Origin of the sequence: Rohdeia mirabilis, assembly GCA_007750655.1 — a bacterium.
Classification (GTDB): Bacteria; Planctomycetota; UBA1135; order UBA1135.
In genome coordinates, this window is sequence record CP036290.1 from 1114106 (window position 1) to 1139972 (window position 25867).

Below are 25867 nucleotides of genomic sequence, written 5' to 3' on the forward strand. Positions count from 1 at the left end.
GTCCCTTCGGTCCGGCGCTTCGGGAGCGAGTACCTAGCGGTCTGTCTCCGAGCCGAAGCCGAGAACGATCGCGTCGCCCGCGTGTGCGCACATCCACGACGTGGATCGAGGATCGAGGTTTGCGCGAGTGCGTCGATTCGAGACTCCGAGGACCTCGGTCGTGCAGTCGTCGAGGTCTTCGACGCTTGCCTCGCATGGAGCGGCAGGTGAGCCGCTACTGGCGTGAGTCGTTCGACCCCGATCGACACCGGAATCACATGCCAGAGGTCGACTCGCGCACGAGCGCAGACAGGTTCGTCCTTGTCGTCGAGGTCGACGACTTCCGGTTCGAGTTTCTCACGCGCCGGCAGGCCGAGGCTGCGGTGGACTACTTCACGTCGCCCCTTGGGTCGACTCGCATGGATGCCTCGGGAGGCGATCACTGGGAATTCCAACCGTGGCAGTCTCGGCTGCCACCTCGATTGATGCGTGCGAATCGTCGGGCGCGAGTCCTGCGTGTGCTTCGTTCTGCTCTCCAGGATCTCGAGGGCTGCGACGAGGGCGAGCCGTGATTCTCAACGACCGAGGCGAACGGTGCCGCACACAGAGCCGCCGATCGACCGGCAGTAAGTGCCGCACGAGTCCGGCCCACAGCGGCGCCGCCGAAGCCCACCCCGCGGCATTTGTTGCCGTTCGATCGACTGATCGGCGAGCGGCGCCACATTCCGTTGCCTCGCGAACTTCCCTGAGCGCTGCTGTTACCGGCGCCAGCACGGAGCCGTCCTTCGTGTGCCATGGCACTCCACGACTCCGACGCGCCGCGCACCGACTGGGGCCCGGAACTGCGCCGCGCCTTCGACCGGCGAGCGGCGCTCGAGCACTACAGCCCGCGCACGGTGAAGGCCTACCGGGGCTGGATCCGTCGCTTCCTCGCGTTCCATCGTTGGCGGCATCCGCGCACGCTCGCCGCCGACGAGGTGACGGCGTTCCTCTCGCACCTGGCGCTGCGCGGCAAGGTGGCGGCCTCCACCCAGAACCAGGCCCTCGCGGCGCTGTTGTTCCTCTATCGCGGCGTGCTCGAGATCGACCTGCCCTGGCTCGACGGCCTCGTGCGCGCCCGCCGGCCCAAGCGCTTGCCCACGGTGCTCTCGCCCGACGAGGTGCGCGCCGTGCTCGCTGCGATGGACGGCGCGACGCAGCTCATGGCGCGGCTCCTGTACGGCGCAGGGCTGCGGCTACTCGAGTGCGCGCGCCTGCGGGTAAAGGACGTGGACCTAGCCGCCCGGACGCTCCTGATCCGCGAGGCGAAGGGCGATAGGGACCGTCGCGCCGTGCTGCCGGGCGTGCTCGTCGCGCCGCTCGAGGAGCAGCTCGCGCGCGTCCGCGAACTGCACGCGAGCGACCGACGCATCCACGACGAGGGAGCGGGGGCCGGGTGGGTCGAGCTCCCCCGCGCCTTCGCCCAGAAATCCCCTCAGTCCGGTCGCGAGCTGCGGTGGCAGTGGGTGTTCCCAACCACCCGCACCTACCGCGAGCGCTCGACCGGCCAGCTCCGTCGCCACCACCTGCACGAGACCGTGCTGCAGAAGGCGGTCCGCCGCGCGGCCGAGCGCGCCGGCATCACCAAGCGCGTGACCACCCACACCTTCCGCCACTCCTTCGCGACGCACCTGCTCGAGCGCGGCACCGACATCCGCACGATCCAGGAGCTGCTCGGCCACGCGAGCATCCAGACCACGATGGTCTACACCCACGTCCTGAATCGCGGGCCCCTGAGGGTTCGGAGTCCGTTGGACGATCCCTAGCACGGCAGGCAGGGGGAGGGCGGCCATCGAGCGGCCACCCCAGGAGGCGCCGCGCCGCGCTACACTCCGCCTCCACGCTATCCGGACCCGCCCATCCACCAGCGCCCCATGCCCACCAACGGAAGACTCGCCCCCGGCTCCCCTTGCCCGCGCCGCCGCGCTCGCGCTAGCCGGACCCGCCACCTGTTCGCAGCCCTCCACAGGTCTGCCTAAATCGCGTTGGACAGGTCGTGCGATGATCACTCCTGCTGATTTCTGGGGCGCGAATTACTACAAGAATCCGCCTCTCACCGAGGCTGCTCTCGCATTGGCCGAGGAGCGGCTTGGGGTGACGCTCCCGCCCGAGTACGTCGACCTGCTGCGCGTCCAGAACGGCGGATACACCGCCCGTTTCGCATATCCGATGTCGACACAGACATCATGGGCGGACGATCACGTCCCTTTCGACGAGATGGCTGGAGTCGTGGTGGATCCGGATCACGGTGGAGTGCACAACATCCTGCTCTCTCAGTCGATGGCGGAAGAGTGGGAGCTCCCGCCGAATCAGGTGCTCCTTGCGGGAGACGGGCACTGGTGGATCACGCTCGACTACCGAGGGTCCACGGTCCCCGCGGTGGCCTGGCTGGACGTCGAGACTGGCGAAGACATCGAGGTCGCCCCTACGTTTCGCGACTTCCTGAAGGGGCTCGTTCCTGCCTCGCAATTCGAAGACATGCTCGACGAGACTGCTGCGGAAGGCATCTCCTTCAAGTGGCTTCCTGAGAGGATTGAGGTTACGATCGAGGACGGACCGGATCCGCGTCGGGAGGTTCACTGCCTCACGCTTGAGCAACGCCTGGAACCGGGAGAGACAGGATGGACCATGAGTAAGATCTTCCTACCAGCGAATTGGGGTGTGCTCTCACACGGATTCGAGGGCCAGGATTTGTGCTTGGTCCTCACAGACGGTCGTACGTTTAAGATCAACCGAGACAACTACGGCGACCTTTCTATGGCTGTCATGGAGTGCTACTCAAAGGGCATCGCCGCCTTGGAAAATGCGTGGCGCGTCCACGCGGAAGTGTAGGCTGTCCAACTCGCCGATGCAGTGGATGGCCGCTTCTGCTCGCATCGCTCGCTCCCACGGCCACGACTGATCGACAAGGCGTTATCCGGGCATGCTTGCGTACGACGACCCCCGGTGGGGCGAACTCCAGGGCGGCTACAGGTCGACCTACGATCCGCGGCCCGCGCTCAAGTTGCTCGAGTCGAGGTCTGATGCAGACGCGGCTTGGGCCGAACTCTGGGAGGAGTTGCATCACCAGGGTGACGTTGGGCTTTCGTCGTTCGCTGCGGTTCCGCATCTAGTGCGCATTCACCGATCGCGAGGACTCCCGGATTGGAACACCTACCAACTCGTGTCTGTGATCGAGTTGGCTCGCGACAGTGCGGAGAACCCAGTGCTCGCCGAGTGGCTCCGAGACTCATACGAACAGGCTTGGAAGGACCTGGTCGAGACTGGGTGCCGCGATCTCCTCGCGACGCAGTCACCGACCCTGCCAATCCTCGGGGCATTGGCGCTGGCGGCGGGTGATCGTCGCTTGGGGCGCCTCTTGGTCGAGAACAGCGAGTCCGAGCTCAGCGAGGCTGTGGCGACGTACATTGAAGATGCCGGATAACACGCCGATGCAGTGGATGGCCGCGTCCGCTCGCTTCGCTCGCTCCCGCGGCCACCACTGATCGACTAGGCGTTGGACGGACCTACCCTACTAGAGAGCTTCAAGCTCGACGACGACACCAAGGCTACGATCACGAAGTGCATCCGCCGAAAGGACTTCGAGTGGTCAGAGGCCTTCTTTCTGTCGATCCTTGAAGCTCCACGCACGAAGATGGAGGTGTATTGGACCGTTCTCGCGCTTCGGGATTGCGGCACTGCGGCTAGCGTGCCCGCGCTCAAGGAATTGCTGTACTTCCCGAAGCAGGACGTGAAGGCCTGTTCGGTGCTCACCATTGCCCTGATAGCAGGCGCCTCCGAGAGCAAGCTGTACGGAGACCTTCTTCTAGATCCCAAGTACTCTGAGAAGGGGTATGCCATGTGGGCCATTGCTGCTGTGGCGGATCATCGCGCCATCGATGCGGTCGTGGCGTACTTCCGGAAGAACACAGGTAAGATCAGGCGGGGGGAGCTTTGCAGCGGCGCCGTGGGGGACGGGATCGAGTTCTTGGGGCGGTACATCTCTGGAAGGCCTGATGTCCTGATGCTTCTGCAGGACATTTGGTCCAACCGGCACAAGCTGCCGCCCGCCGACGTTGCGCGCCTCGAAGCAGTCTCCGGCTTGCCTAGGACCTAGCCAATGCGTGGTCCATTCGCCGATGAGATACTCTCGGGATCATCTCACCGCCCAACACGCCGATGCAGTGGAGGGCCGCGTCCGAAGGCGTTGGCCCAGTTGCTTCCGCACCCTCCGCTTCGGTCGCCGGCTCGTCACGACCGCGTCCATGACTGATCGGCACATCATCGGAGCGCGCAACACATGGCTGAGTTCTGGACCGAGCTTCTCGACCCCACGAGGCACAAGGACTTCATGGCCGACATCTGCCCCGATGGGGGAGCTCGGGTGGATGGGCCCGCTGGACATCGCCCGGTCTACTTCGTGCGTGAGTGTGGGTTCACGTTCCAGTTCCAGAGCATCGAGCAGCTCGACGAAGCCGTTCGGTACTTCGGAGTCTCGGTGCACCCCAGCAGCCGCCTGCCGAACGACACCTTCGAGCACTGGTACCAGCGTTGGTTCGAGAGGCTTCCCGCAGGCCTGACGGCGCGCCCCAAGGCGGAGCGGATCCTTCGAGCTCTCCGGCGAGCGCGCCGAGCGTTCACTTCTTAGGACGGGCTCGAAGTGGTGGCGAGGACCGGCTCGTGGCTCCGCGCTGGGGCCGTACCCGTCCCGCCACGTCACGGCCCACCGAGGAGGGCCCACCGAACTCATGGCGTCCAAGAAGACCATCGCACCCGGGGAGCGCGTTGCCTTCACCTTCACGGAGGAGGACCACGCGTTCATCTTCGCGGAGACCTTGATCGACGACGATCTCACCGAGCCCCTCCGCGCAGCGACTTCCCGTGGCCGAACACGATCGTGGTGGAGGGCGACCTTCGCGAAGCGGTCGAAGCGCTGAAGACCGGGACCGAGCGCGGGATTCTCGTCGGAGCGCCCAAGCTCTCGATCGCACTCGAGGAGTTGGGACTCATCGACGAGTACCGCATCGTCGTTCATCCCGTCATCAGCGGCCGCGGACCGACGTTGTTCAGTGGGCTTTCCAGCGCGCGGCAACTCGAGCTCGTCACGACGCAACGGTTCGAGTCGGGCGCGCAGGCGCTCCATCTTCGTCGCCGGTCGGTTTGATCGGGCGGAGTTCGCGGCGCGACGCTGCGGGTCCACACACCGATCGAGGTCGCCGGACCGACGCGCGTCGGGAGCGACCGCGTCCGATCGCCATGCGACGTGTCGGAGCCCCGCTGGTCCACCCCGCCCGTTGCGGCACCCCCCGCCCCGCCCTGTGCGACCGAGGTGCGACTTCGCGGCGAACGCTATCCTGCTCACCCCACCGCGGCACTCGGCCGAGGTGCCGACCGACCACTCGCATCCCCCTTCGGCCATGCTCGCTCTCGCCCTTGCCCTCCCGCTCGCACTTGCAGCCGCGCCCGTCACCACAAGTGACGCCGCGACGCCCTCCACTCCGCTCGCCGAACAGACTCTCGTGCTCCGCGCGGTCGACACGCTCGGGCGTCCGGTGCGCGGGCTCGAGCTCGACCTCGTCGTGCGCGACGAGAAGGGGGCGTTGACCACCGTGCGCCGGGCGGTCGGTGCCGACGGGCTCGCGGACCTGTCCAAACTCGACGGCACCGTCCTGCACGCGAGCGCCGCGGCGGACGGCGGCTGGCACGCGGCGTCGGAGACCTGGTGGCTGGACGGGAAGACCGAACACGGACTGCTCAGCGTCGTGCCGCGCGTGCCGGTCGAGGTGCGCCTCTCGAACGCCGAGGGCGAAGCGGTGCAGACGTTCGCCGTCGCCCTCGATCGCCTCGGCGTCTATCCCGAGCGCTTCGCGTACCTGCTCGGCGCCAGCCCGACCGATTTCGGCGCGCTGACCACCGACGGCGTCGCGCGCCTCTCCGTACCGCGCGGCAGCGACGCCTTGAAGGTGTGGGTCCCCGGCAGCTTCGGACTCGAGGCCCAGATCCCGATCGTCACGGGGATGTTCGCGGGCTCGCCGGGCATGCTCGAGTTCCAGGTCACGTCCGATGCGGGCCACGTGTTCGAGGTGCAGCACCTGCCGCTCGATCCGCGACCCGTGTGGTGGTACGAGGACGACGAGCCGGTGGTCGGCGCGAGCTGGACGCCGTCGGGCACTTCGCTCTTCGCGGACCCGCGCTTCCGCGAACTGTTCGGCGGCACGACCGACGCCGAGGGCCTGATGACCGTGCTGGAGCCGCTCGACTCCGAGGGCGACGTGGATCGGTTCCTCGACGCGAGCTTTCGCATCGGGCGGGCGGGTGAGCGCGACGACGCCTTCACCTTCTCGGTCCCCGGCGTGCCCGCGGACGGATTCGAGGTCGGTCTCGGCGGCGAAGCCCAGATCCTGCGCATTCCGCCAGCGCCCGCTGGATTCGCCTGGGGCTTCGCGGCGGGCGACACGAGCGAAGCCACCCGACTCGTCGGTTCCGACGCGGATCTCGACGCGCCGGAAGGACGGCACCAGGCCTGGGCCGTGGCAGCCGGCGGTTCGATCGCGAGCGGCGTCGTGCACATGGACGGCTCGCTGTACGGGCCGGTCGTCGGCGAGCCGGCCTACGGTGACGGACGCGCGCGCTTCGACTTCGACGCGCTCGGCGACGGACCGTTCGTGATCGAGAACCAGTCGGTGCTCGTGAACGAGGACGCCGCGTACCTCGCCATGTACCAGTTCGCGCCGGTCGACGGTCGCGGACGCGTGCGCGCGCTGGCCGACATCTCCCCGGACTCGGCGGTCGTGCGCCGCACCGGACCGGGCTTCGCGGGCGGGCCGTTCGACCTGAGCGAGGCGGACGAGAAGCTGACCGCGGTCGTGGGCGGCGACCTGATCGACGTGCGCTTCGTCACCGCGGACGGGAAGCCGGCGCCGTACGTCAGCTTCTCCGCGCGCTGGGAGGACTCCTTCCAAGCACCCCAGGCCGTGCGCGGTTGGGCCGACGAGAAGGGTCGTGCGAAAGTCCTGCGCGCTGCGGTCGAAGAGGGCACCTTCACCCTGCGAGTTGCTCCCGACGAGGATCTGCCCGGCACCGCGACGCCGTGCGCAGCGGAAGGCGTCACGACCGTCGTCGTGCCCGAGCGCGGCCGCCTCGAAGCGTCCGCGCACGCCATCGCCGGCGGTGATCCGCGCAGACTCATGGTCTACGTGGCCGCGGGGACCGAGGACGACGGCGGCGGCGATCCGCGCGACCGCGCCGACGCCGTGGGCGTGTTGACCACCGGCACCGATGGCCTGCTCGTGATGGACGGCGTGCCCAAGGGGACCTACCGCGTGTGGGCCTGCGACGTGAGCCTGTTCTTCAGTGGCGAAGCGAACAGCGCGATCGTGACGGTGGAGTGACGACGAGACGGCACCTTCCACGGTCCGACACACGAATCGAACGGCGACGGCACTGTCATGAAGAAACCTCCCGCTGGAACGGCCGAACGCATCGCGAAGATGACGTTCGCGTCGGTCTACCCGCTCTACGTCGCGAAGGTCGAGAGGAAGGGGCGGACCGTGAAGGAGCTGAACGAGGTCATCACGTGGCTCACGGGCTACGACGCGAAGGCGTTGAAGTCCTTGATCGACTCCGAGGTGACCTTCGACGCCTTCTTCGAGAAGTGCACGCTCAACCCGAACGCGCACCTGATCAAGGGCGTCATCTGTGGCTACCGGGTGGAGGAGCTCGAGGACCCATTGATCCGTCAGGTCCGGTACCTGGACAAGCTGGTCGACGAGTTGGCCAAGGGCAAGAAGATGGAGAAGATCCTGCGCGTCGCCGAGTGATGCGAAGGTCTTCAGGAGCGAGTCGCGGTGGCGTCCGGCGTCCGAGGAGTGTCGGAGCGAAGTGAGCTCGGTGCTCGGTATCGATCGGGTGCCGCGACCGGATCGAGGCGGCCACCTCGAGGCGCGACGCAGGGGGCGATGCCGTCCTACCGCGATGGCTCGCTGCAGGACGGGGCTCCATCACGAACGTCCTCCCGCAAGAGCCCACCCGACGTTCATTAGGATGCTGCCATGAGCACCCCCTTCGTCTCCCGCGTCGGCGGCACCATGAGCGCCGACATCGCCGTCCCCGAGCACGAGCGCGTCGTCGCCTTCTACTCGCGCGTGCTCACCACGGGCGAGGCGCCGCTCTGGCGCGAGGACCTGATGAACAACCGCGGCATGCCGGTCATCGGTCTGGGCGCGCGCGTCCCCGAGTACGCGGACCTGCCGCTGCAGTGGATGCCGCACATCCAGGTCACAGACGTCGCCACCAGCGCCGCGCGCGCGGTCGAGCTGGGCGGGCGCGAGCTGATGCACGGCAAGGACGACGACGGCGCGAGCCAGTGGGCCGTGCTGCTCGATCCGAACGGCGCGGCGTTCGGGATCATCCCGCTCGTCCCGGCCGACGCGCTCCCACCGGCCGAGGAGGGCGGGGCGAGCGAGGCAGCGGCCAGCGCCGGTCACATCGCGTGGCTCGACCTGACGGTCACGGGCGCCCAGGCGACCCGCGACTTCTACCGCGAGGTCCTCGGTTGGACCGTCGAGGACGCCGCGATGGAGGATGCCGCTGGGAGCTACGCCGACTACGCCATGGTCGCCGGTGACGGGAACGCGGTCGCGGGCGTCTGCCACGCGCGCGGCCCGAACGCGGGCCTGCCGCCCGTCTGGATGCTCTACCTGCCGGTCGGCGACCTCGGCGAGAGCCTGCGCCGCGTTTCGGAGGGAGGTGGCGAAGTCATCAGGACGACGTCGGGCAAGGACGGCGAGATCGCCTGCGCGTTCGTCCGCGATCCGGTGGGGGCGTGCTTGGCGCTCGTGCCTGCGTGAAGGCCCGCCAGTGCCGGAGTCGCTGCCGAGAGTCGGCGATGGGTGAGGGTCACTTCGGGGTTCACATCTGCACTCAGCGCGAGACGAGAGTGTCGTCCACCACCCGTGTACTCGGCCGACCGTATGTGCCAAGGATCGAGATCGACCGAAGTGAGACGCCGCGTGCGTGAGGACCAGTCCCGATGAGTGCCTCGGCTATCGCACCGACCACGTGCTGTAGGTTCTTGTGGCACTGGGCCGGCAGGTGTTCGACTGCGTGGACGACTCGCGGTACCCGATCGACACCGTGTCCAGTGTCAACGATGACCGACCCCACGACCGACGCGCCCACGCACGTTCTCGCTGCGACACTCAAGGCCCGCGCTGCCGCCGCGATCGTCGCGTCGTGCGCCGCCGCCGGGCTACTTCTGCGGGTCCATCTCGCGGCGAGCGAACACGGCTCGCACCTGGCTGGCATCGCTCACCTCTCTCAGTTCTTCACGATTCTGAGCAACGTCTTGGTTCTGCTGCTCATGGTCGCCCTCGCGCGGGGCACGCGTCTGCCGCGCAGTCTCTTCGAACCGACCCTCGTGGCCATCGTCGCGGTGGGGCTCATCTACCACGTACTGCTCGCGCACTTGTGGTCGCCGCAGGGTCTGAGCTTGGTGGCCGATCAGACCGTGCACACCGTCGTGCCGGGTCTCGTGCTCCTGTGGTGGGCGTTGTTCGACCCGCCCGTCCGAGCGAGCTGGGCCACGGCCTGGCGCTGCACGGTCTGGCCGCTCGTCTACTGCGCCTATGCGCTGCTGCGCGCCGAGTCCTCGGGCTTCTATCCGTATCCGTTCCTCGACCCCACGCACCTTGGATGGGGCGGCCTGTTCGTGAGTGTCCTCGGCCTGTCGGCAGCGTTCTTGGTGCTCGGGCTGCTCTTGGTGGCGGCCGGCAGACTGCGACTCCGACTGGTGTGAGGGGCGTGGATCGGGGCTCGGAGCGTGTCGTGTGTGGCGCTACCCAAAGTCGACTTCGGTTCGGGCGTGGACTTGGACATGCGTCTGCCGTCGGCCGACGGTCCGTGGTCCGTGGCGGGGCGGGGCGGCCGCAGCACGCCGGCGACCCTTCCGCGGTCCTCGATCCGGGCAGCTACTTCGGCTCGAGCGGAGCGAGCGTGCATCGGATCACGTCGAGCGACGCACAGGACACGGTCCTCTACATCCGGACGAACGGGCCGTACGACTTCGGCGACGCACAGCGGTAGCGGATAGAATGGGTTGCTCGCCGGTCGCTCTACCGCGCGATCCAGAGCCCCGCGCGCCGCACGACATGCAGTGGTCCAAGATCAAGTCACGCTACGAGGCGCTGTCGGCGCCGTGCTTCGGCGGGACGCTCGCCGTGCACGTGACCAGCTACAGCAAGGCGCTCTTCGACATCGGTGCGGGCTGGATCACCTACGACGGGGTGGAGGTGGTGCGCCTGATGACGCCCTCCTTCTACTCGCTCAACTACAACCTGAGACCGGAGACGCTGGACTTCGGGAGCGCCGTCCACGCCTGCGTGTTCGAGCCGGTCGAGACGCTCGTCACCACGGCCGATCCGGTCGTGCGCGGCCTGTTCCTGCTCGATCGCCGGTGTGGGCGCCGCACCTACGAGCGGATCTGGTGCGAGGAACTGCACCCATTCACACGGGACTCCGCGCGTTTCCGCTCCGAAGTGGAGGGCTGGGCGGGCGGAGCGGAGTGAACGTCGGCCGCTCGCGCCGGATCAGCCGCCCGGCTTCACCGCGTAGATCTTCACGCTGGCCGCGAACTCGTTCACGTCGAAGGTGTCGAGCAGCTCGTCCATCGTCGCGTGGAAGTCGGAGCCGCTCGTATTGGCCGCCTGCGGCTCGGACGTCGGCTCGGCGCTCGGACCGCAGCAGCTCGACGACTCGCTCGTAGCGGCGGGTGCGGGCGTCGGCTCCGCGCTCCCACACCCGCCCGCGCTCTCGGTCGGCGCCATCGACGCGTCCGACTCCGGCCCACAGCAGGCCGCGTGCCCGCCGTCGCGGTAGGCGTTGAGGTCCGAGCCCGCGTCCTGCACGAGCACGTCCGTGAAGCCCGCCGCGTGCAGCTTGGACTCGTTGTCGGCGATGGTCATGGCGCCCGCGATGCAGCCGGTCCAGGCGGCCACCTCGCGCTCGACCTGGGGCGGCAGCGGCTTCTTGAGCGCGATGTCGGACACGGCCAGCCGCCCGCCGGGCTTCAGGATGCGCGCGACCTCGCGCAGGACCGCGTCCTTGTCCGGGCACAGGTTGAGGACGCAGTTGGAGATCACGCAGTCCACGCTCGCGTCGGGCAGGGGCATGGCCTCGAGCTCGGCCAGATGGAAGCGCACGTTGTCGTAGCCGCCCGACTCGGCGTTGCGGCGCGCGAGGCTGATCATCTCGGGCGTCATGTCGATGCCGATCGCCGTGCCGGTGGGGCCGACCTGCTTGGCCGCCAGGAACACGTCGAGCCCGCCGCCCGATCCCAGGTCCACCACGGTCTCGCCGGGGCGCAGGCTGGCCAACGCGGTGGGGTTGCCACAGGACAGGCCCATGTTCGAGGCCGCGGGGATGCTGGCGAGTTCCTCCTCGCTGTAGCCGAACGCCTGGGCGATCGACCGCATCCCGGCGTGCTCGGAGCTGAGGCCGGCTTTGGCGACGGTGCCGTAGCCCTGGCGAACGGAGTCCTTGAGGTCGTGGTCGGTGTTCATGTTCGTCGTGGGTAGAGGGTGTGGTCGAAAGGTGGGAGTCGGACGCGCGCGCTCAACGTGCGGACGTTCGAGACTTCGTGCGCGACGTGCCGCAGGTCGAGGTCGCGCCTGTTCGCGCGGCGTCGACGCAGCATTCGTCGGCGAGCCACTCGAACGTCGCGCCCATCACGTCGTAGTCCGCACGGCACAGGAGCGTGGTGCCGCGCCGCTCCTGCTGCACGAGCCCCACGTCGCACAGACGGCGCAGGTGGTGGGAGAGCGTCGACGCGGGGATCTCGAGCCGCTCCTGCACGGCGGCGACCGAGAGGCCCGGCTCGCCCGCGCGGACGAGGTGCCGGTACGCGGCGAGGCGCGTGCGGTTGCCCAGGGCGGCCATGCGGGAGGCGACGAGGTCGGTGTCCATGGCCGCAGCATCGGCTTCTTGGCCGCGCCTTGATACGGTAGTTCTAGAAAAGCCGAAAGATGGCGGCTCCAGGCCCCTAGAGGCGCGTTGAAGGGGGTGCAGGAAGGCGAGTCGGCGTCGACGACCTGTCGAAGACCGTCCGCTGGGAGGGCCGCCGTCGGCCAGCCGGAGGGATCGCGCGGGGAGGGGCCGGGTCCAAAACGTCGAGCGTTCCTGCGGACGTCCGGCGTGGATGGGCACCGACGTGCGCGGCACCTTCGCTCCCACGCTCACACGCTCCCAACTCCTCCCGCTCCCGCGAGACGCTCTATGGTGCTCGAACGATGGAGACGCCCACACCCACACCCGCACAACGACCGATCCTCGGCCTCGTCCTCTGGCTCGTCGTGAGCTTCGCCGCGTCCGCCGTCGGCGCCGTCGCCTCGGTGCGCGCGGCAGCCTTCTACGGCGAACTCACGCAACCGACCTGGGCACCGCCGGCCTGGGTGTTCGGGCCGGTCTGGACGCTGCTGTACGCCATGATGGCGGTGTCGGCGTGGCTCGTCTGGCGCAACGGCGGCCTGCGTGCCCAACGCGGTCCGCTCGCGCTCTTCTTCGCGCAGCTCGTCCTGAACGGCCTGTGGAGCTGGCTCTTCTTCGCCTGGCACCTGGGCGCGTTCGCGTTCGCCGACATCGTGCTGCTGTGGCTCGTCGTCACCGCGACGGTCGTCGCGTTCTGGCGCGTGCGCCCGTTGGCCGGCGCGCTCCTCGTCCCGTACCTGTGCTGGCTGAGCTTCGCGGCGGCACTGAACCTCGCCGTCTGGCAGCTCAATCCGCAGGTGCTGGGTTCGTAGTCTCCGCGACCGGCGCCGCACTCGGTGTCGCGCCGAAACCGGAACTCGCGACGGCCCGCCTCCGGTCGGACGTGCGGCGTTCGAGCGAGCACTTGGTACATGGACCCAGCGGCTCGCGAGTGGGCGCAGCGCCGAAGCCCGGCACTCCGATCACGGGGCGGCCGGGCGCACGAGGCGCGAGACACTCGCGCCCGCCGCTCTCCATCGACTGCCTTCGAGTCCCTCCACCGTAACTCCCCATCGTGTTCGTCGAACCCATCACTCTGGCCGGATTCGGCGTGCAGCTCGTGCCGCTGGCCATCGAGCACGAGGCCGGACTTCGTGCGGCGGCCGCGGACGGAGAGCTGTGGAACCTGCGCGTCACGTCGGTTCCGGCCCCGGACGAGACGCGCAGCTACATCGAGGCCGCCCTGAAGAGTCGCGAACTCGGCGATCGCATGCCCTTCGCCGTCGTCGACGAAGTCAGCGGCACGGTGATCGGCTGTACCAGTTACCACGACATCGTGCCGGGCCCGAAGCGCGTGGAAATCGGCTTCACGTGGTACGCACAGCGAGTGCAGCGCACGCACGTCAATACCGCTTGCAAGTTGCTGCTGCTGACGCACGCGTTCGAGACCTTGAACTGCAACGTCGTCGGTTGGCGCACCGACTGTCTGAACGTCGCGAGCCAGCGGGCGATCGAGCGACTGGGTGCCAGGAAAGACGGTGTGATTCGCGGCTTCGCCCTGCGTCGCGACGGGAGCGTGCGCGACACGGCGATGTACAGCCTGACGCGCGCCGAGTGGCCGGACGTGCGCGCGCGCCTCGAGGGGTTCATGAGGCGCTCGCGCTGACGGCGGAGTCCGGGCGGTTCGCGGCGGGAACGGCTGAGTCGCAGGAGCTCGGCCGCCGTGCAACGCAGTACGGTGTCGCACACCTGGCGGCGATTTCTCACCAGGAAGTACCGCACCAGATGTGCGGGAAGACGCTTTGGCGGCGCGCGAAGGGGGGGCGAGCGGATTCTCGTACGGTACTTTCCGTCGAGAAATCTCCGCTCGGTGTGCGGCACCGTATCCACGGTGTGCGGCACCGTATCCAACACCGTATCCACGGACCCTCTTGGCGCGACCGTTGGGCTAGGTCCGCGACGCCGCATCGTTCGGCCCCGTTGCTCGACTCCGTCGCGGAGCGCTCCGTTGCCCGCACGAAGGCGTCGCGGGATGGCTCGTTCCCGATGAGTTGGCGAGGCGCCTCACCTTCGATCTCGTCGAGTTGTCTACCGTGATCGCTCCACCCCCGCGCGCTGAACGCGGCGCCGGTGTACGCGTCGCAACGTAGCAGCGCCAAGCACCGAACAGGAGGGCGCTGGGTGACACCGCACGGAGGCCCACACTCGATGGAAGAAGCCCATTTCATTCTGTACGTCGCGAGTCAGGAGGCGAGCACGCGCTTCTACTCTCAGGTGCTCGCCGCGGATCCACTCCTCGACGTTCCGGGCATGACGCAGTTCGGCCTGCCCACAGGTGCGATCTTGGGTTTGATGCCGGAGGCCGGTATCAAGCGACTTCTGGGCGCGAGGCTCCCGGACCCTTCCACGGCGCGCGGCGTTCCGCGGGCGGAGCTCTACCTGTTGGTGGGCGATGCCCATGCGTACCACGAGCGCGCGCTCGCACAGGGGGCGACCGAGCTCAGCCCCGTCCGGCCCCGCGACTGGGGGCACGACGCGGGCTACGTGCTCGACCTCGATGGCCACGTTGTCGCGTTCGCGATGGAACCGCCTCAGCAACCCGAGATGGCGAGCGACGCCATGGAGATCTCGGTCGGCGGCTACTCGTTCAGCTCGGACAAGGCGCGCGTGGACCTCGAGCTGGTCCATCGCTATCTGAGCCAGGAATCCTACTGGGCGCGCGGGCGGAGCCTCGACGTGGTTCGAAGGTCGATCGAAGGGTCTTTGTGCTTCGGTGTCTACGCCGGAGAGGAGCAGGTCGGCTTCGCTCGCGTCGTCACGGATGGCGCGACCTTCGCCTGGCTCTGCGACGTGTTCGTCGTCGATGCCCACAAGGGAGCGGGGATCGGCAAGCGACTGCTCGAGCGGGTGCTGGACGAGCCGGCCCTGCAGGGTCTCAAGAGCTTCCTGCTGGCCACGAACGACGCGCACGATCTGTATGCGAAGTACGGTGGCTTCGGGCCGCTCGAGATCCCCGGGAAATGGATGATCAAGCGCGCAGCCAACGAATAGGGCTGTGTGCCAAGGCAACTGCTCGCAACCGACGCGGCGTCGTGGACGCCGACCGTCCCCCGAAAAGAGCTGTCGGGCCAGAAGCCGAATCGAACGCGGCCTCAAGTGTCGCGCTCGGCCACACGTACGATGCGTTGCGCCGCCGGTTCTCCGCGTCCTCGGGCCCTCGAAGGGGTGATCGCGAGCCTGGGTGATGGCGCGGATTACGAGCTGCGACTCGACACTCTCGAGAAAGGCGTCGGCAACGTCTCCGTCCAGCAAGCGGCGACGCTCCGTCGAGACAGCGCTCGTCGTGCACGGTCTTTGCAACGTCCACCCTCGAAAGCCGCCATGCCGCCCGATAACAGTCACTTCCCGTGCCCCTGTTGTGGCTACCTCATGTGCTCCGAGGGGACGCACGACACCTACGAGATCTGTCGCATCTGCTTCTGGGAGGACGACCCCGTCCAGTTCGACAAGCCCGATTACGAGGGTGGTGCCAACCGTCCATCGCTGCGGCAGGCGCAATCCAACTTCGCAGCGTTCGGCGCTTGTGAACGTGAGGCGACCCGCCACGCGCGGACTCCCGGAGCGAACGACTGCCGAGCGAGCACCTGGAAGCCGCTCCCGCCTCGCTAGGCGGGGCAGGCCGTCGGCGTTCGTTCCGTTCGGTGCTCTGCCGCACACATCGACTCCGCACAGCGGCTCCGCACATCGACTCCGCACATCGACTCCGCACGCACATCGACTCCGCACATCGATGCCGCGCACGACGGACGGAGCATGCCTGGTACGAAAGGCCAGCCGCTGGCAGCATCGGTGCGCGAGGCCGAGTGTCCGGAATCGTATGTTGGCCATCGACACTGGGTCTTCTCATCGACCCGACCCCACACCCGCGACATCCATGGACAACGTGCCCGACTCCCCCAACCGCACGCCGGTGATCCTCGGTCCCGGAGAAGGGCGCTCCTATCGAATGGGGCGGATCTCCGCCGTCTTCAAGGCCGATGGGAGCGAGACCCGCAGTGGCTACTCGATCTCGGAGTGGTGGCTGGAGCCGAACACCAAAGGGCCGGGGCCCCATGCGCATCCAGAGGACGATGTCTTCTACGTGCTCGAAGGGACCATGAGCGTGCTCGTCGGCTCGGAATGGACCCATGCCGCGCGCGGTTCGTTCGTGCTCGTCCCCGGCGGCGTCACCCACGACTTCGAGAATCGCGGTTCGGAGCGCGCCGGCATCCTGAACGTTTCGATCCCCGGTGGATTCGAGCCGCACATGCCCGCCATCGCCGAGTGGTTCGCTCGGCACCCTCCTGGGGACGCGAACGCCTAGTGGCTCGGCGTGCGCTCCACCTGGGGTACGGGGTACGGTGCCGCACACCAGTGCTGTCGTCGGCGAACACTTCGTGCCTGGTACGAAGTGTCCGCTAGTGACAGCACTGGTGTGCGGCACCGTATGCTCCACGGAGGCCTAGGCCTTGGCCACGACGCTCCAAGCTCACGTCACATGATCCGCTACTTCCGACGGCTCCTGGGTAGTGCACTCAGCCGTTCACGACAATCGGAGGTCGACGCCGCGGAGACGTCCGACGAGTCGCCGCGCGACAATGCGTGCATCTACTTCGCCGATCCGTCGCTCATCGGATCGCGCGTCTTCGATCGCCTCTCCGAGCTGGTTGAATACGAGGGGCTGTCCGACGAGAGGGGGTTCGCCACCGGAGTCTTGTTCACACTGGAACCGGGAACTGTCCGTATGACGTTCATGCCCTCGCACGACATCGAACAGCACTTGCGTGACTTCGAAGCGTTCGTCCAGGATGCACACGGAGGCGAGGACGACAAGGTCTACATCCGCGCGCGGATTCGGGCAGCTCGCGTCGTTGCGGGCTGTGTCATCGAGCCGGGATTCGACGACGATGGCATCATCGCGACCTTCCTCTTCCGACTCTCGTCCGAGTGGAACGGAATGCTGTTCGGTGGATCGGACTTGTACGACTCCGACGGCACGGAATTGTTGAGTTTTGGCCCAGCGTCCGAGTGACGAGCAGACTAGCGGTGCCGCACCGTATGCTGCCCGAGCCATGATCCACCACGTCGAGATCTACGTCACCGACCTCGAGCGCACGATCGCGTTCTGGACGCCGTTCATGGCCTTCCTCGGCTACGAGCCGGATCGTTGGTCTGGCGGCATGAACTACCGGCGCGAGGACGGGGCGTACTTCTGCTTCCTACCCGCACCGCAGGAGCACGTTGGCGCTGGCTATCACCGGCAGCGCGTCGGCCTCAACCATCTGGCGTTCCACGGCCGGTCGCGTGCGCACGTGGACGAGATCACCGAATGGGTGCGGAATGCAGGCCACACCGTCCTGTACGAGGACCGGCACCCGTTCGCCGGCGGCCCGAACTACTACGCTCTGTTCTGCGAGGATCCCGACCGGATCAAGGTCGAGGTCGCGGCGCCGAGCGAGGACTGATCAGCAACCCCTTTCGACCAGCGGGTCGACCAACGACGACGAACCATGGCACGAGTAACAGGAATCGGCGGCGTGTTCTTCAAGGCCCGTGGTGAGAGCCGCGCGCTGGCCGCGTGGTACGCCGAGCATCTCGGGATCGACCTCGCGGAGTGGGGTGGTGCCGTGCTGCGCTGGCCCGACGACACGGCCGAGGATCGCGGCCTGACGGTCTGGCACGTGGCCGACGCGGACACCAAGTGGTTCGCGCCCAGCGAGTCGTCCTTCATGATCAACTACCGCGTCGACGACCTGATCGAGCTGCTGGCGCAGTTGGAGGCCAAGGGCGTTCCGACCCACGCCGGACCCGAGACGCACGAGAACGGGAAGTTCGCGTGGATCATCGACCCGGACGGCAACAAGGTCGAGCTGTGGGAGCCGGCGCTCATGGACGACGGGAAGGGGGAGTAGAGTCGAGCGCGACCGTTCGAAGTCCGACACCACGCAACGTGATCGATCCAACGCCTCCTGAGCCCGGCCCCGAGCGCGCCCGACGCGGCGGGAGCACGTGCCCGTTCTGCGGCACGGGCGGGGCCCATCCCGCCGAGGACTCGTGGATGTGCCTCGCGTGCGGGCGCCGCTGTCCGACCCGTGCCTACGCGTGCCTGCATCCGGGCTGCTAGGAGTTCGTCGCGCTGGAGGACTCCTGCGCGAAGCACGCGGCCAAGCAACTGGACGCGCCCGATTGACGGGCGCGGCTCGAGAACGGGCCGGAACCACCATGCACCCCGCCTTCACGCGCACCGACCACCGGCCCTGGCCGCACCCACAGCGCCCGAACGACTGGCGGCAGACGTGGCTCGACCTCGCGTTCGCGCACTGGCGGATCGACGCGGCAGCGCTGCGACCGCTCGTGCCGCCGGAACTCGAGATCCAGGAGTTCGACGGTTCGTCCTGGATCGGCGTGGTGCCGTTCCGGATGCGCGGCGTGATGCTGCGGCAGCTGCCGAGCCTGCCGTGGATTTCGAACTTCCCCGAGCTCAACCTGCGCATCTACGTCGAGCACGAGGGCCGGCCGGGCGTGTGGTTCTTCAGTCTCGACGCGTCCAACTCCCTCGCCGTCTGGGCCGCGCGGACGTTCTTCCACCTGCCGTACCGCTGGGCGTCGATGCGGTGCGAGGAGCGCGACGGCACCTACCACTACCGCTCGCGTCGACACCTGGGGCGGGAGCGCGCCGAGTTCGCCGCGACGTACCGACCGACGAGCGAGGTGTTCGAGGCCCAGCCCGGGTCGCTCGAGCACTGGCTGACCGAGCGCTACCAGCTCTTCGCGCAGAGCCCCGACGGCCGCCTCTTCACCGGCCAGATCCATCACCACCCGTGGCCGCTGCAACGTGCGGAGATCGAGATCACTGAGAACCGGCTGCTCGAGCCACACGGACTCACCGTCGAGGGCGCGCCGGAGTCGGTGCTGTTCGCGAAGCGCATCGAAGTGGCGGTGTGGAACCTCGAGCGGCTCAGCACCTGAACGGACCTGCGCGAGCGGCGAGCGCCAGATGGTCGCAACGGCACGGCGCATGTACGAGATGCGCTCGCCTGCACCTTGTTGCCTGTGGCCCACGAGAGTGACGGCCTCACTCACCGACCCATGACGAACGTGCAGCTCGAACTCGCGACCGCAGACCGCGCCCAGGTGATCACGAACCTCTGGCCGCTCTACCAGCACGACGTCTCCGCCTTCGAGCGAACGGCGCCGAACCAGCACGGCATCTTCAACTCGGACGAAGGCGTCGTCTCGTTGGACGAACACGCGAACTCGCTCGGACCGTGGTGGAACGATCCCGAATCGCTCTTTCCGTACCTGATCGAGGTGGATGGAGCACCGGCCGGTTTCAACTTCGTCGCGGCGCGCGACCGCCTGCCTAGCGGCATCGACGCGGACTTCGTCGTGCACGAGTTCTTCGTCCTGCACGCGTACCGCGGCACCGAAGTCGCGGAGCGCGCGGCGATCGCGGGATTCGAACGCCATTCAGGATCGTGGGAGATCGTGACCTGGGTGGACAACGTCAGGGCCATCGCGTTCTGGCGCCGGGCGATCGGGACGTTCACGGCCCAGCGGTTCAGCGAGGACACGGCCATCGATCATCCCTGGGGACCGCGGGTCCGCTTTCGCTTCGACACCGCATGACATGCCCCGCATCCTGATCACCGGCAACTCCGGCTCTGGCAAGTCGACGCTCGCGCGAGCGCTGTCCGCCCGCTTCGACTGCCCGCACGTGGATCTCGACATGGTCGCGTGGGAGGAGGGGGGCGCGGGAGAGGACGGCAGTGCGCCACCGACGCGCCGCGCCCTCGCGGACAGCGCCGCGCGCATCGATGCCTTGCTCGACGGGCACGACGACTGGATCGTCGAGGGCTGCTACGCCGATCTGCTCGAGCTCGTCCTGCCGCGCGCGACCGAGTTCGTGTTCCTCGACCCCGGCATCGAGGCCTGCCGAGCCAACTGCCGCCGGCGACCGTTCGAGCCGCACAAGTACCCGTCGCCACAGGAGCAGGACCGGAACCTGCCGATGCTGCTCGAGTGGGTCGGCCGCTACGCCGAGCGCACCGACGCGTTCTCGGCCATGGCGCACCGCCGCCTGTTCGACGGGTTCGATGGCCCCAAGCACCGTTTCACGTCGGAGGTGGGCGCGGAGGAGCGGGCCAGGATCGGCGGCGGCGCGGGCTGAGGGGCGGGCGTCCCGATCAGCGCGAGCGAGCCGGATCGCGACGCCATCCGCTCGATTCCATCCTCCCGTCGCCGCGCCGTTACCATCGATGGCACCATGAGCGATCTCGACGGACCCATGCAGTGCCCGCGCTGCACGACACCTCTCGACTACGTGGGCACCAAGCGCTTCCACGAGGGCACCCGCTGGGGCGTCCTCGGCGAACTGGGAGAGCTGTTCACCAACCGCGAGCACTTCGACGTGTACGTGTGCCCCCGCTGTGGCCGCGTCGAGCTCTTCGTGGACGGGATCGGCGAGGAGTTCCGCCCGCACTGACGTGCGCCGGGGAAGAACGTCGGTGAGCCGATCGATTCGCCGCCCCGCGGCCCCGAACGTCGACCACAGGGAGCGAGTCCATGGACGTCATGACCGGAGTGATCGACCATCGGATCCTCCTCAACTACCGCATCGATCCGAAGGCGCTGCGACGGATCCTTCCGGCACCGCTCGAACCCAAGCTCGTGGACGGTTGGGGGATCGGCGGCATCTGCCAGGTGTCGCTCAGCCGAATGCGACCGCGCGGACTTCCGGCGATCGTCGGCACCAGCAGCCACAACGCCGCCCATCGGATCGCCGTGACGCACGCCGGCGGCGAGGGCGTGTACGTCCCGCGGCGCGACACGGGCTCGCGCATCAACCAGCTCGCGGGCGGGCGCCTGTTCCCCGGTGCCTACCGCTACTCGGACTTCCGCGTGCACGTCGAGGGCGAGCGCTACGACGTGCGGGTCACGGATGGTGAAGGTGCGACGGTCGTGGCGGTCGAAGCCGAAGTCTCGCGCACCCTCTCCGGCGACTCAATCTTCCCCGACCTCGAGAGCGCGTCCGACTTCTTCCGCGGCGGCGGCATCGGCTGGTCGCCCGGTTCCGATCCGTCGACGCTGGACACGATCGAGCTGTGGACGCGCGAATGGAACATGGTGCCGCTCGAGGTGCGGTCGCAGACCTCGGGCTACTTCGGCGATCCGGCGCTGTTCCCCGCCGGCTCGGTCGAGTTCGACAGCGGCCTCTTGATGCGGGACATCGAGCACGAGTGGCGTGCACAGGAAGGGCTCGCCTGCGTGTGTTCCTGAGCTGCGCGTCGCGGTGGGGGCGCCGGCGCGTGGTCGTTCCGGCGTGCCGCGGGGGCGCGCCGGAACACCTGCTGCGCACGGCGTCGGCGACGTGTTCCGACCGCGCCGTCGATCGCGTACGGTTCGCGTAGAACGGCGAACCTCTTCCGACCAACAGCCTCCCGTCCGATGACCGACCCGACGCAGATCGTCCGCGACCTCTACTCCGCATTCGCAGCCGGCGACGTGCCCGGCGTCCTGGATGCGCTCGCCCCCGACGTGCACTGGACCGAGATGGCCGGCGGGCCCTACGGCGGCGTCTACACCGGACCGGACGCCGTGCTCGAGAACGTGTTCATGCGGTTCGGCACCGAGTGGGAGGACTTCACGGCCGTGCCGCGCGAGTTCGTGAGCCAGGGCGACACCGTGGTGGCGCTCGGCACCTACAGCGGCACCTATTCGCCCACGGGCAAGAGCTTCGCCGCGCCTTTCGCGCACGTGTGGAAGCTGGCGGACGGCGTGATCGCGAGCCTCGAGCAGTACACGGACACGTTCGTGCACCGCGAGCCGATGGGCTAGTCGAACCGATGTTCCAAGGGCCGCGGTCGACGCTGCTCCGTGACCGCGCGTGCACGCTGGCGCTCTTGGACCCGGCGACGACGCTCGCGGTGGCGCGGCGCGGCGCAGAGCCCCGGATCCTTGGCCGAGACCCGAAGGCCGTCCTCCTCGACGACGGCCACGCGTCGTCCCACGCGACACCCTCTTGCCGCCGACTCGAGTGCACTCGATCCACCGAGCCGGCCCGGACGATCCACCCCGATGAGACGCCTGCACCTGTTCGAGTGGGAGGACCAGTTCTGGTTCCCCGCGACGCTGCGCGACCTGATGACCGACTACCTGCGGTTCGTCGTCGCCTTGTTCAAGATGTCCGCGCCGGTGGTGCCGCTGCTCGATCGGCTGCTCACCGAGACCGGATCGACGCGCATCGTCGATCTCGCGTCGGGCGGCGGAGGGCCGTGGGGGACGCTCGCGCCCGCGCTGCGCGAGAGCCACCCGGACCTGCGCGTGACCTTGACCGATCGCTATCCGAACCTCTCGGCCCTGCGCGTGGCCGCGGCCTCGGCGCCCGAGGTGATCGAGATCCGCACCGAGCCGGTGGACGCCCTCGACGTGCCGGACGACCTGGACGGCGTGCGCACCCAGTTCCTCTCGCTACATCACTTCCGTCCCGACCAGGTGCGCGCGATCTTCGCGAACGCCGTCGCGGCGGGACGGCCGATCGCGGTGTTCGAGTTCCAACAGCGAGACCTCGCTCACCTGATCCGATTCGCGCTGTCGCCGGTGTTCGTGCTGCTCCTGTCGTGGGCGATCCGACCCTTCTCGCTGCGGCGCATCCTGTTCACCTACCTGATCCCCGTGGTGCCGCTGCTGATCATGTGGGACGGGGTCGTGTCCGTGCTGCGGACCTACACACCGGACGAGCTCGAGCGGATCGTCGCGTCCGTCCCCGGGGCGGCCGGCTACGACTGGGACGTGGGCGCGGCGACGGAAGGGCAGGCCTCGGTGGTGCGCGCGATCGGACGGCCGCGGATGGTGTGAGGTGTGCGCGCGGAGTGCGAGATCGTTCGCCGAGCACCACGCTCCGACACCGTTCACTGCATTGCTCCGGAACCAGTGCCCCGTGAATCGAATCCAATGACCACCAACACCGTCCGCCTGCACCGCGTGCTGCGTTCGACGCCCGAGCGCGTGTACCGCGCCTTCCTCGAGCCCGAAGCCATGGTGAAGTGGCTCCCGCCCGACGGGTTCACCGCTGCGGTCACCCAGGCCGACGCGCGGGTGGGGGGCGGCTACCGCATGTCCTTCACGAACTTCAACACCGGGTCGAGCCACTCGTTCGGCGGGACCTACGTGGAGCTCACGCCGCACAGTCGCATCCGCTACACGGACCGCTTCGACGATCCGCAGTTGACCGGTGAGATGCAGGTCACGATCTCGATCGCGCCGGTCGCGATCGGCGTCGAGCTGACGATCGTGCAGGAGGGCATCCCCGCCGCGATTCCGGTCGAGTTCTGCTACGCCGGCTGGCAGGAGTCGCTGTCGCTCTTGGCGCGTCTGGTCGAGCCGGAGATCCCGGACGCCCCCTGAAGAGAGCCGCCCGGGCTGTGAAGACGGCTCGGGCGCGGGGGCGCGCTAGCATCGCCGCATGAGCGCTCCCACTTCGACCTCGCCCGGCCCCTCGCTCGTCCTCGCATCTGCGTTCGCCCGCGCGGGGGCGCTCGGCGCCGTGATCCTGTTCGCGGCGTGCCAGGGGCCATCCGGGTCGGACGCTGCGTCCGACGAGCCCTCCGCGACCGACGCGATCGTGAGCCGGATCGTCCGCACCGCTGCCGAGGACCTGATCGTCGAACAGACCGTGTTCGTCGACGCCCCGGTCGCGCAGGTGTGGGCGGCCTACACGACGGAAGCGGGCTGGCAGGCATGGGCGGCTCCGGTGGTCGAGATCGATCTGCGCGCGGGCGGCACCATCCGCACGAACTACGCGCCCGGCGCGGCGATCGGCGACCCCGGCACGAACACGCTGCACATCCTGAACCTCGTGCCCGAACGCGTCCTGACCCTGCAGGCCGAACTCGACCAGAACTGGCCCGAGGTCATGCAGCAGGACGCGGGGCGACTGATGAACCTGGTGCTGTTCGAGGCGCTGGCACCGGAGCGGACGAAGATCACCTCGTACGGCCTCGGCTACCGCGACAGCCCGGAGTACGACGCGTTGATGAGTTTCTTCGTGCCGGCGAACGAGGGGCTCTACGCCGGATTGAAGCAGTACCTCGAAGACTGAGCTCGCATCGGCACGAACCATGTCCACCCCGAAGCCTCCCGTGGCCGTCCGCGCCGCCGACGTCGCTCCGCGCACCAAGCCCTCCGCCTACCCCGCGCCGTTCGCCGCTCGTATGGACGGTCGCGTGAAGCGCCAGCTGGGCGACCTGTTCGGACTCACGAACTTCGGCGTGAACCTGACGCGCCTCGCACCCGGCGCTTCGTCCGCGCTGCGCCACGCGCACGAGCTGCAGGACGAGTTCGTGTACGTGCTGGAAGGCCGACCGACGCTGCACACGGACGCCGGCCCGACGCCGCTCGAGCCGGGGATGTGCGCTGGCTTTCCCAAGGGCACGCGCGACGGGCACCGACTCCTGAACGAGACCGCGAGCGACGTCGTGTACCTCGAGATCGGCGACCGCACGCCGGGCGACCGTGCGATCTATCCCGACGACGATCTCGAAGCGCGCCAGGTCGACGGTCGCTGGGCCTTCTTCCACAAGGACGGCACGCCGTACGGATGAGCGCGCGGCACTTCTCCTCGAACTCGACCATGCACACCGGATCCTGTCTGTGCGGCGCCGTCCGCTTCGAAGTGGCCGGCGAACTGTTCGCGCCCGATGCCTGCCACTGCACGCGCTGTCGCAAGCTGTCGGGGCACTTCTGGGCCTCGACCGACGTGCGCCGCGCCGACGTGACGGTGCACGGCGCCGACGCGGTCACCTGGTTCGCGACGTCGAAGAGCGTGCGCCGCGGCTTCTGCTCGACCTGCGGCGCCCAGCTGTTCTGGGACCCGATCGAGAAGGACACACTGGCGATCGCGATGGGGGCCTTCGACGGGCCGACGGGGGTGCGGCTCGCCCTGCACATCCACGTGGCCGACCGCGGCGACTACTACGAGCTCGGTGACGGCGTGCAGCAGAACGCGCACTGAGACGGACCGACCGGCGCGCTCGACGTCGCGCAGATCACCCATGGACCATCCCTCCGACGACCTCGCGAACCGCCGACCCGTGTGGACCGCGCTGGCGACGCTCTTCCTCGACGACGACCCACGGGCCACGCTCGCGAGTCGCGCGCGCACGCTCGCCGCGTCGCCGTACTCGCTGGACGAGCTCGAGCAGGTGTTCAAGGACGAGGTGCTGCCGGTGTGCGGTGCGAATCTGGCCTCGCCGGCGGGGGAGTGGGCCGGTTTCGACGCGGACTGGCTGGAAGCGCGGATCCTCGATGTCGTCGCGAAGCCCGCGAGCCGCGCCAAGCGTCTCGTCGCGAGCTGGAACGCCCCGTCCGCGGACTGGCGCGCTACGCTCGACGAGGTTGCGAGGCTCCGCGGTTCGCAGCACGGGTGAGGCGTTCGGCTCGGATCGAACGACGCGCGGCGGCACGCAGTGGACCAATTCCATGCAGCTCTTCACCGAACTTCGGAACCGCACCCGCCACGTGGCCGTGTTCACGCCGCCCCTGCGTCCGGTGGTGTGGGTCACGGTCGTGTACGCCCAGCTCTTGTCCCTGTGGTTCTCGTGGCTCATGTCCACGGCGCGGGTGCCGCGCGCGGGCGCTCCGGAGGCGTACCGCATCTACTCGACGTTCGAACTGACGCTCACGAGCGTGATCGACGCGGCGCTGATCGCATGGCTCGTGTTCGACCTCGTCGGGTCGCGGCGGGCGCCGGCGGGGCTCTCGCGCGCGCGCGTCGCCGGCGCGCTCGGTGGCATCGGGCTCGTGGCTTCGATCCAGACGCTCGCACTCCTCGCGCACGACCCGCATTCGCCTCCGATCTGGTTGTGGTAGC

The 25867-nt window shown here is 68.4% G+C and carries 32 protein-coding genes and 1 pseudogene; 31 read left to right on the plus strand and 2 right to left on the minus strand.

Features of this window, described 5'->3' with window-relative positions:
• Positions 1 to 773: 773 nt before the first annotated feature.
• The 10 genes and pseudogenes from Pla163_RS04110 to Pla163_RS04155 all read left to right on the plus strand — a co-directional run bounded on the left by Pla163_RS04110 (position 774) and on the right by Pla163_RS04155 (position 10562).
• A complete protein-coding gene (locus Pla163_RS04110) occupies positions 774 to 1784 on the plus strand; it encodes an integron integrase (protein WP_145183987.1) in 1011 nt (336 codons plus the stop codon).
• Between the two features lie 235 nt (positions 1785 to 2019).
• Entirely contained in the window at positions 2020 to 2850 is an 831-nt protein-coding gene (locus Pla163_RS04115; RefSeq protein WP_145183990.1) for an SMI1/KNR4 family protein, read from the plus strand.
• Positions 2851 to 3514: 664 nt separating this feature from the next.
• A complete protein-coding gene (locus tag Pla163_RS04120) occupies positions 3515 to 4114 on the plus strand; it encodes a hypothetical protein (RefSeq protein WP_145183993.1) in 600 nt (199 codons plus the stop codon).
• A 183-nt stretch (positions 4115 to 4297) separates the two neighbouring features.
• Positions 4298 to 4645 carry a hypothetical protein gene (locus Pla163_RS04125; protein WP_145183996.1) on the plus strand — a complete coding sequence of 116 codons (348 nt, stop codon included), beginning with the start codon at positions 4298 to 4300 and terminating at the stop codon, positions 4643 to 4645.
• A gap of 219 nt (positions 4646 to 4864) precedes the next feature.
• A pseudogene (locus tag Pla163_RS04130) lies at positions 4865 to 5161 on the plus strand (dihydrofolate reductase family protein); the annotation flags it as partial.
• A gap of 253 nt (positions 5162 to 5414) precedes the next feature.
• Entirely contained in the window at positions 5415 to 7388 is a 1974-nt protein-coding gene (locus tag Pla163_RS04135) for a hypothetical protein (RefSeq protein ID WP_145183999.1), read from the plus strand.
• Between the two features lie 57 nt (positions 7389 to 7445).
• Positions 7446 to 7817 carry a DUF2200 domain-containing protein gene (locus tag Pla163_RS04140; RefSeq protein WP_145184002.1) on the plus strand — a complete coding sequence of 124 codons (372 nt, stop codon included), beginning with the start codon at positions 7446 to 7448 and terminating at the stop codon, positions 7815 to 7817.
• Between the two features lie 231 nt (positions 7818 to 8048).
• Positions 8049 to 8846 (plus strand): VOC family protein, encoded by a 798-nt coding sequence (locus Pla163_RS18690; RefSeq protein ID WP_419186309.1) that lies wholly within the window; start codon positions 8049 to 8051, stop codon positions 8844 to 8846.
• A gap of 302 nt (positions 8847 to 9148) precedes the next feature.
• Positions 9149 to 9793, plus strand: a complete 645-nt coding sequence (locus Pla163_RS04150; RefSeq protein ID WP_145184007.1) for a Pr6Pr family membrane protein — start codon at positions 9149 to 9151, stop codon at positions 9791 to 9793.
• A 352-nt stretch (positions 9794 to 10145) separates the two neighbouring features.
• Complete coding sequence (locus Pla163_RS04155; RefSeq protein ID WP_145184010.1) at positions 10146 to 10562, plus strand: hypothetical protein; 417 nt, start codon at positions 10146 to 10148, stop codon at positions 10560 to 10562.
• 21 nt (positions 10563 to 10583) lie between these two features.
• Here the strand turns inward: Pla163_RS04155 and arsM are convergent, their stop codons facing one another.
• Both arsM and Pla163_RS04165 read right to left on the minus strand, forming a co-directional pair.
• Positions 10584 to 11555, minus strand: coding sequence for an arsenite methyltransferase (gene arsM, locus Pla163_RS04160; RefSeq protein WP_145184013.1), 972 nt, complete (start codon positions 11553 to 11555; stop codon positions 10584 to 10586).
• Between the two features lie 52 nt (positions 11556 to 11607).
• Positions 11608 to 11958 (minus strand): ArsR/SmtB family transcription factor, encoded by a 351-nt coding sequence (locus tag Pla163_RS04165; protein WP_145184017.1) that lies wholly within the window; start codon positions 11956 to 11958, stop codon positions 11608 to 11610.
• Between the two features lie 323 nt (positions 11959 to 12281).
• Here Pla163_RS04165 and Pla163_RS04170 point away from each other — a divergent pair, with 323 nt between their 5' ends.
• The 21 genes from Pla163_RS04170 (at position 12282) to Pla163_RS04275 (ending at position 25866) form a co-directional block, all read left to right on the plus strand.
• On the plus strand, positions 12282 to 12791 hold the full coding sequence (locus tag Pla163_RS04170) for a TspO/MBR family protein (protein WP_145184020.1): 510 nt from the start codon (positions 12282 to 12284) through the stop codon (positions 12789 to 12791).
• 239 nt (positions 12792 to 13030) lie between these two features.
• Entirely contained in the window at positions 13031 to 13624 is a 594-nt protein-coding gene (locus Pla163_RS04175) for a GNAT family N-acetyltransferase (protein ID WP_145184024.1), read from the plus strand.
• 542 nt (positions 13625 to 14166) lie between these two features.
• Entirely contained in the window at positions 14167 to 15009 is an 843-nt protein-coding gene (locus Pla163_RS18695; RefSeq protein WP_419186310.1) for a GNAT family N-acetyltransferase, read from the plus strand.
• 330 nt (positions 15010 to 15339) lie between these two features.
• Entirely contained in the window at positions 15340 to 15627 is a 288-nt protein-coding gene (locus tag Pla163_RS04190; RefSeq protein ID WP_145184027.1) for a CPCC family cysteine-rich protein, read from the plus strand.
• Positions 15628 to 15964: 337 nt separating this feature from the next.
• Complete coding sequence (locus Pla163_RS04195) at positions 15965 to 16321, plus strand: cupin domain-containing protein (RefSeq protein ID WP_145192348.1); 357 nt, start codon at positions 15965 to 15967, stop codon at positions 16319 to 16321.
• A 174-nt stretch (positions 16322 to 16495) separates the two neighbouring features.
• Positions 16496 to 17029, plus strand: a complete 534-nt coding sequence (locus tag Pla163_RS04200) for a hypothetical protein (RefSeq protein WP_145184030.1) — start codon at positions 16496 to 16498, stop codon at positions 17027 to 17029.
• A gap of 40 nt (positions 17030 to 17069) precedes the next feature.
• Complete coding sequence (locus Pla163_RS04205; RefSeq protein WP_145184035.1) at positions 17070 to 17462, plus strand: VOC family protein; 393 nt, start codon at positions 17070 to 17072, stop codon at positions 17460 to 17462.
• Between the two features lie 45 nt (positions 17463 to 17507).
• Positions 17508 to 17909, plus strand: coding sequence for a VOC family protein (locus Pla163_RS04210; protein WP_145184038.1), 402 nt, complete (start codon positions 17508 to 17510; stop codon positions 17907 to 17909).
• Positions 17910 to 18219: 310 nt separating this feature from the next.
• Positions 18220 to 18966 carry a YqjF family protein gene (locus Pla163_RS04215; protein ID WP_145184042.1) on the plus strand — a complete coding sequence of 249 codons (747 nt, stop codon included), beginning with the start codon at positions 18220 to 18222 and terminating at the stop codon, positions 18964 to 18966.
• 120 nt (positions 18967 to 19086) lie between these two features.
• On the plus strand, positions 19087 to 19626 hold the full coding sequence (locus Pla163_RS04220; RefSeq protein ID WP_145184046.1) for a GNAT family N-acetyltransferase: 540 nt from the start codon (positions 19087 to 19089) through the stop codon (positions 19624 to 19626).
• Position 19627: 1 nt separating this feature from the next.
• The gene (locus Pla163_RS04225; RefSeq protein ID WP_145184049.1) at positions 19628 to 20167 is read left to right on the plus strand and encodes an AAA family ATPase; all 540 of its coding nucleotides are present in this window, start codon (positions 19628 to 19630) and stop codon (positions 20165 to 20167) included.
• 96 nt (positions 20168 to 20263) lie between these two features.
• On the plus strand, positions 20264 to 20482 hold the full coding sequence (locus Pla163_RS04230; RefSeq protein WP_145184052.1) for a hypothetical protein: 219 nt from the start codon (positions 20264 to 20266) through the stop codon (positions 20480 to 20482).
• A gap of 80 nt (positions 20483 to 20562) precedes the next feature.
• On the plus strand, positions 20563 to 21276 hold the full coding sequence (locus tag Pla163_RS04235; RefSeq protein ID WP_145184055.1) for a DUF2071 domain-containing protein: 714 nt from the start codon (positions 20563 to 20565) through the stop codon (positions 21274 to 21276).
• Positions 21277 to 21444: 168 nt separating this feature from the next.
• On the plus strand, positions 21445 to 21834 hold the full coding sequence (locus tag Pla163_RS04240) for a nuclear transport factor 2 family protein (protein ID WP_145184056.1): 390 nt from the start codon (positions 21445 to 21447) through the stop codon (positions 21832 to 21834).
• A 240-nt stretch (positions 21835 to 22074) separates the two neighbouring features.
• Positions 22075 to 22854 (plus strand): class I SAM-dependent methyltransferase, encoded by a 780-nt coding sequence (locus Pla163_RS04245; protein WP_145184059.1) that lies wholly within the window; start codon positions 22075 to 22077, stop codon positions 22852 to 22854.
• 96 nt (positions 22855 to 22950) lie between these two features.
• Positions 22951 to 23403 (plus strand): SRPBCC family protein, encoded by a 453-nt coding sequence (locus Pla163_RS04250; protein ID WP_145184062.1) that lies wholly within the window; start codon positions 22951 to 22953, stop codon positions 23401 to 23403.
• A 58-nt stretch (positions 23404 to 23461) separates the two neighbouring features.
• The gene (locus tag Pla163_RS04255) at positions 23462 to 24097 is read left to right on the plus strand and encodes an SRPBCC family protein (protein ID WP_145184065.1); all 636 of its coding nucleotides are present in this window, start codon (positions 23462 to 23464) and stop codon (positions 24095 to 24097) included.
• Positions 24098 to 24116: 19 nt separating this feature from the next.
• A complete protein-coding gene (locus Pla163_RS04260; protein ID WP_145184068.1) occupies positions 24117 to 24599 on the plus strand; it encodes a cupin domain-containing protein in 483 nt (160 codons plus the stop codon).
• 29 nt (positions 24600 to 24628) lie between these two features.
• Entirely contained in the window at positions 24629 to 25009 is a 381-nt protein-coding gene (locus tag Pla163_RS04265) for a GFA family protein (protein WP_145184071.1), read from the plus strand.
• A gap of 40 nt (positions 25010 to 25049) precedes the next feature.
• Positions 25050 to 25424, plus strand: coding sequence for a DUF7079 family protein (locus Pla163_RS04270; RefSeq protein ID WP_145184074.1), 375 nt, complete (start codon positions 25050 to 25052; stop codon positions 25422 to 25424).
• A gap of 52 nt (positions 25425 to 25476) precedes the next feature.
• A complete protein-coding gene (locus Pla163_RS04275) occupies positions 25477 to 25866 on the plus strand; it encodes a hypothetical protein (protein ID WP_145184077.1) in 390 nt (129 codons plus the stop codon).
• The last annotated feature ends 1 nt before the right edge of the window (position 25867 follow it).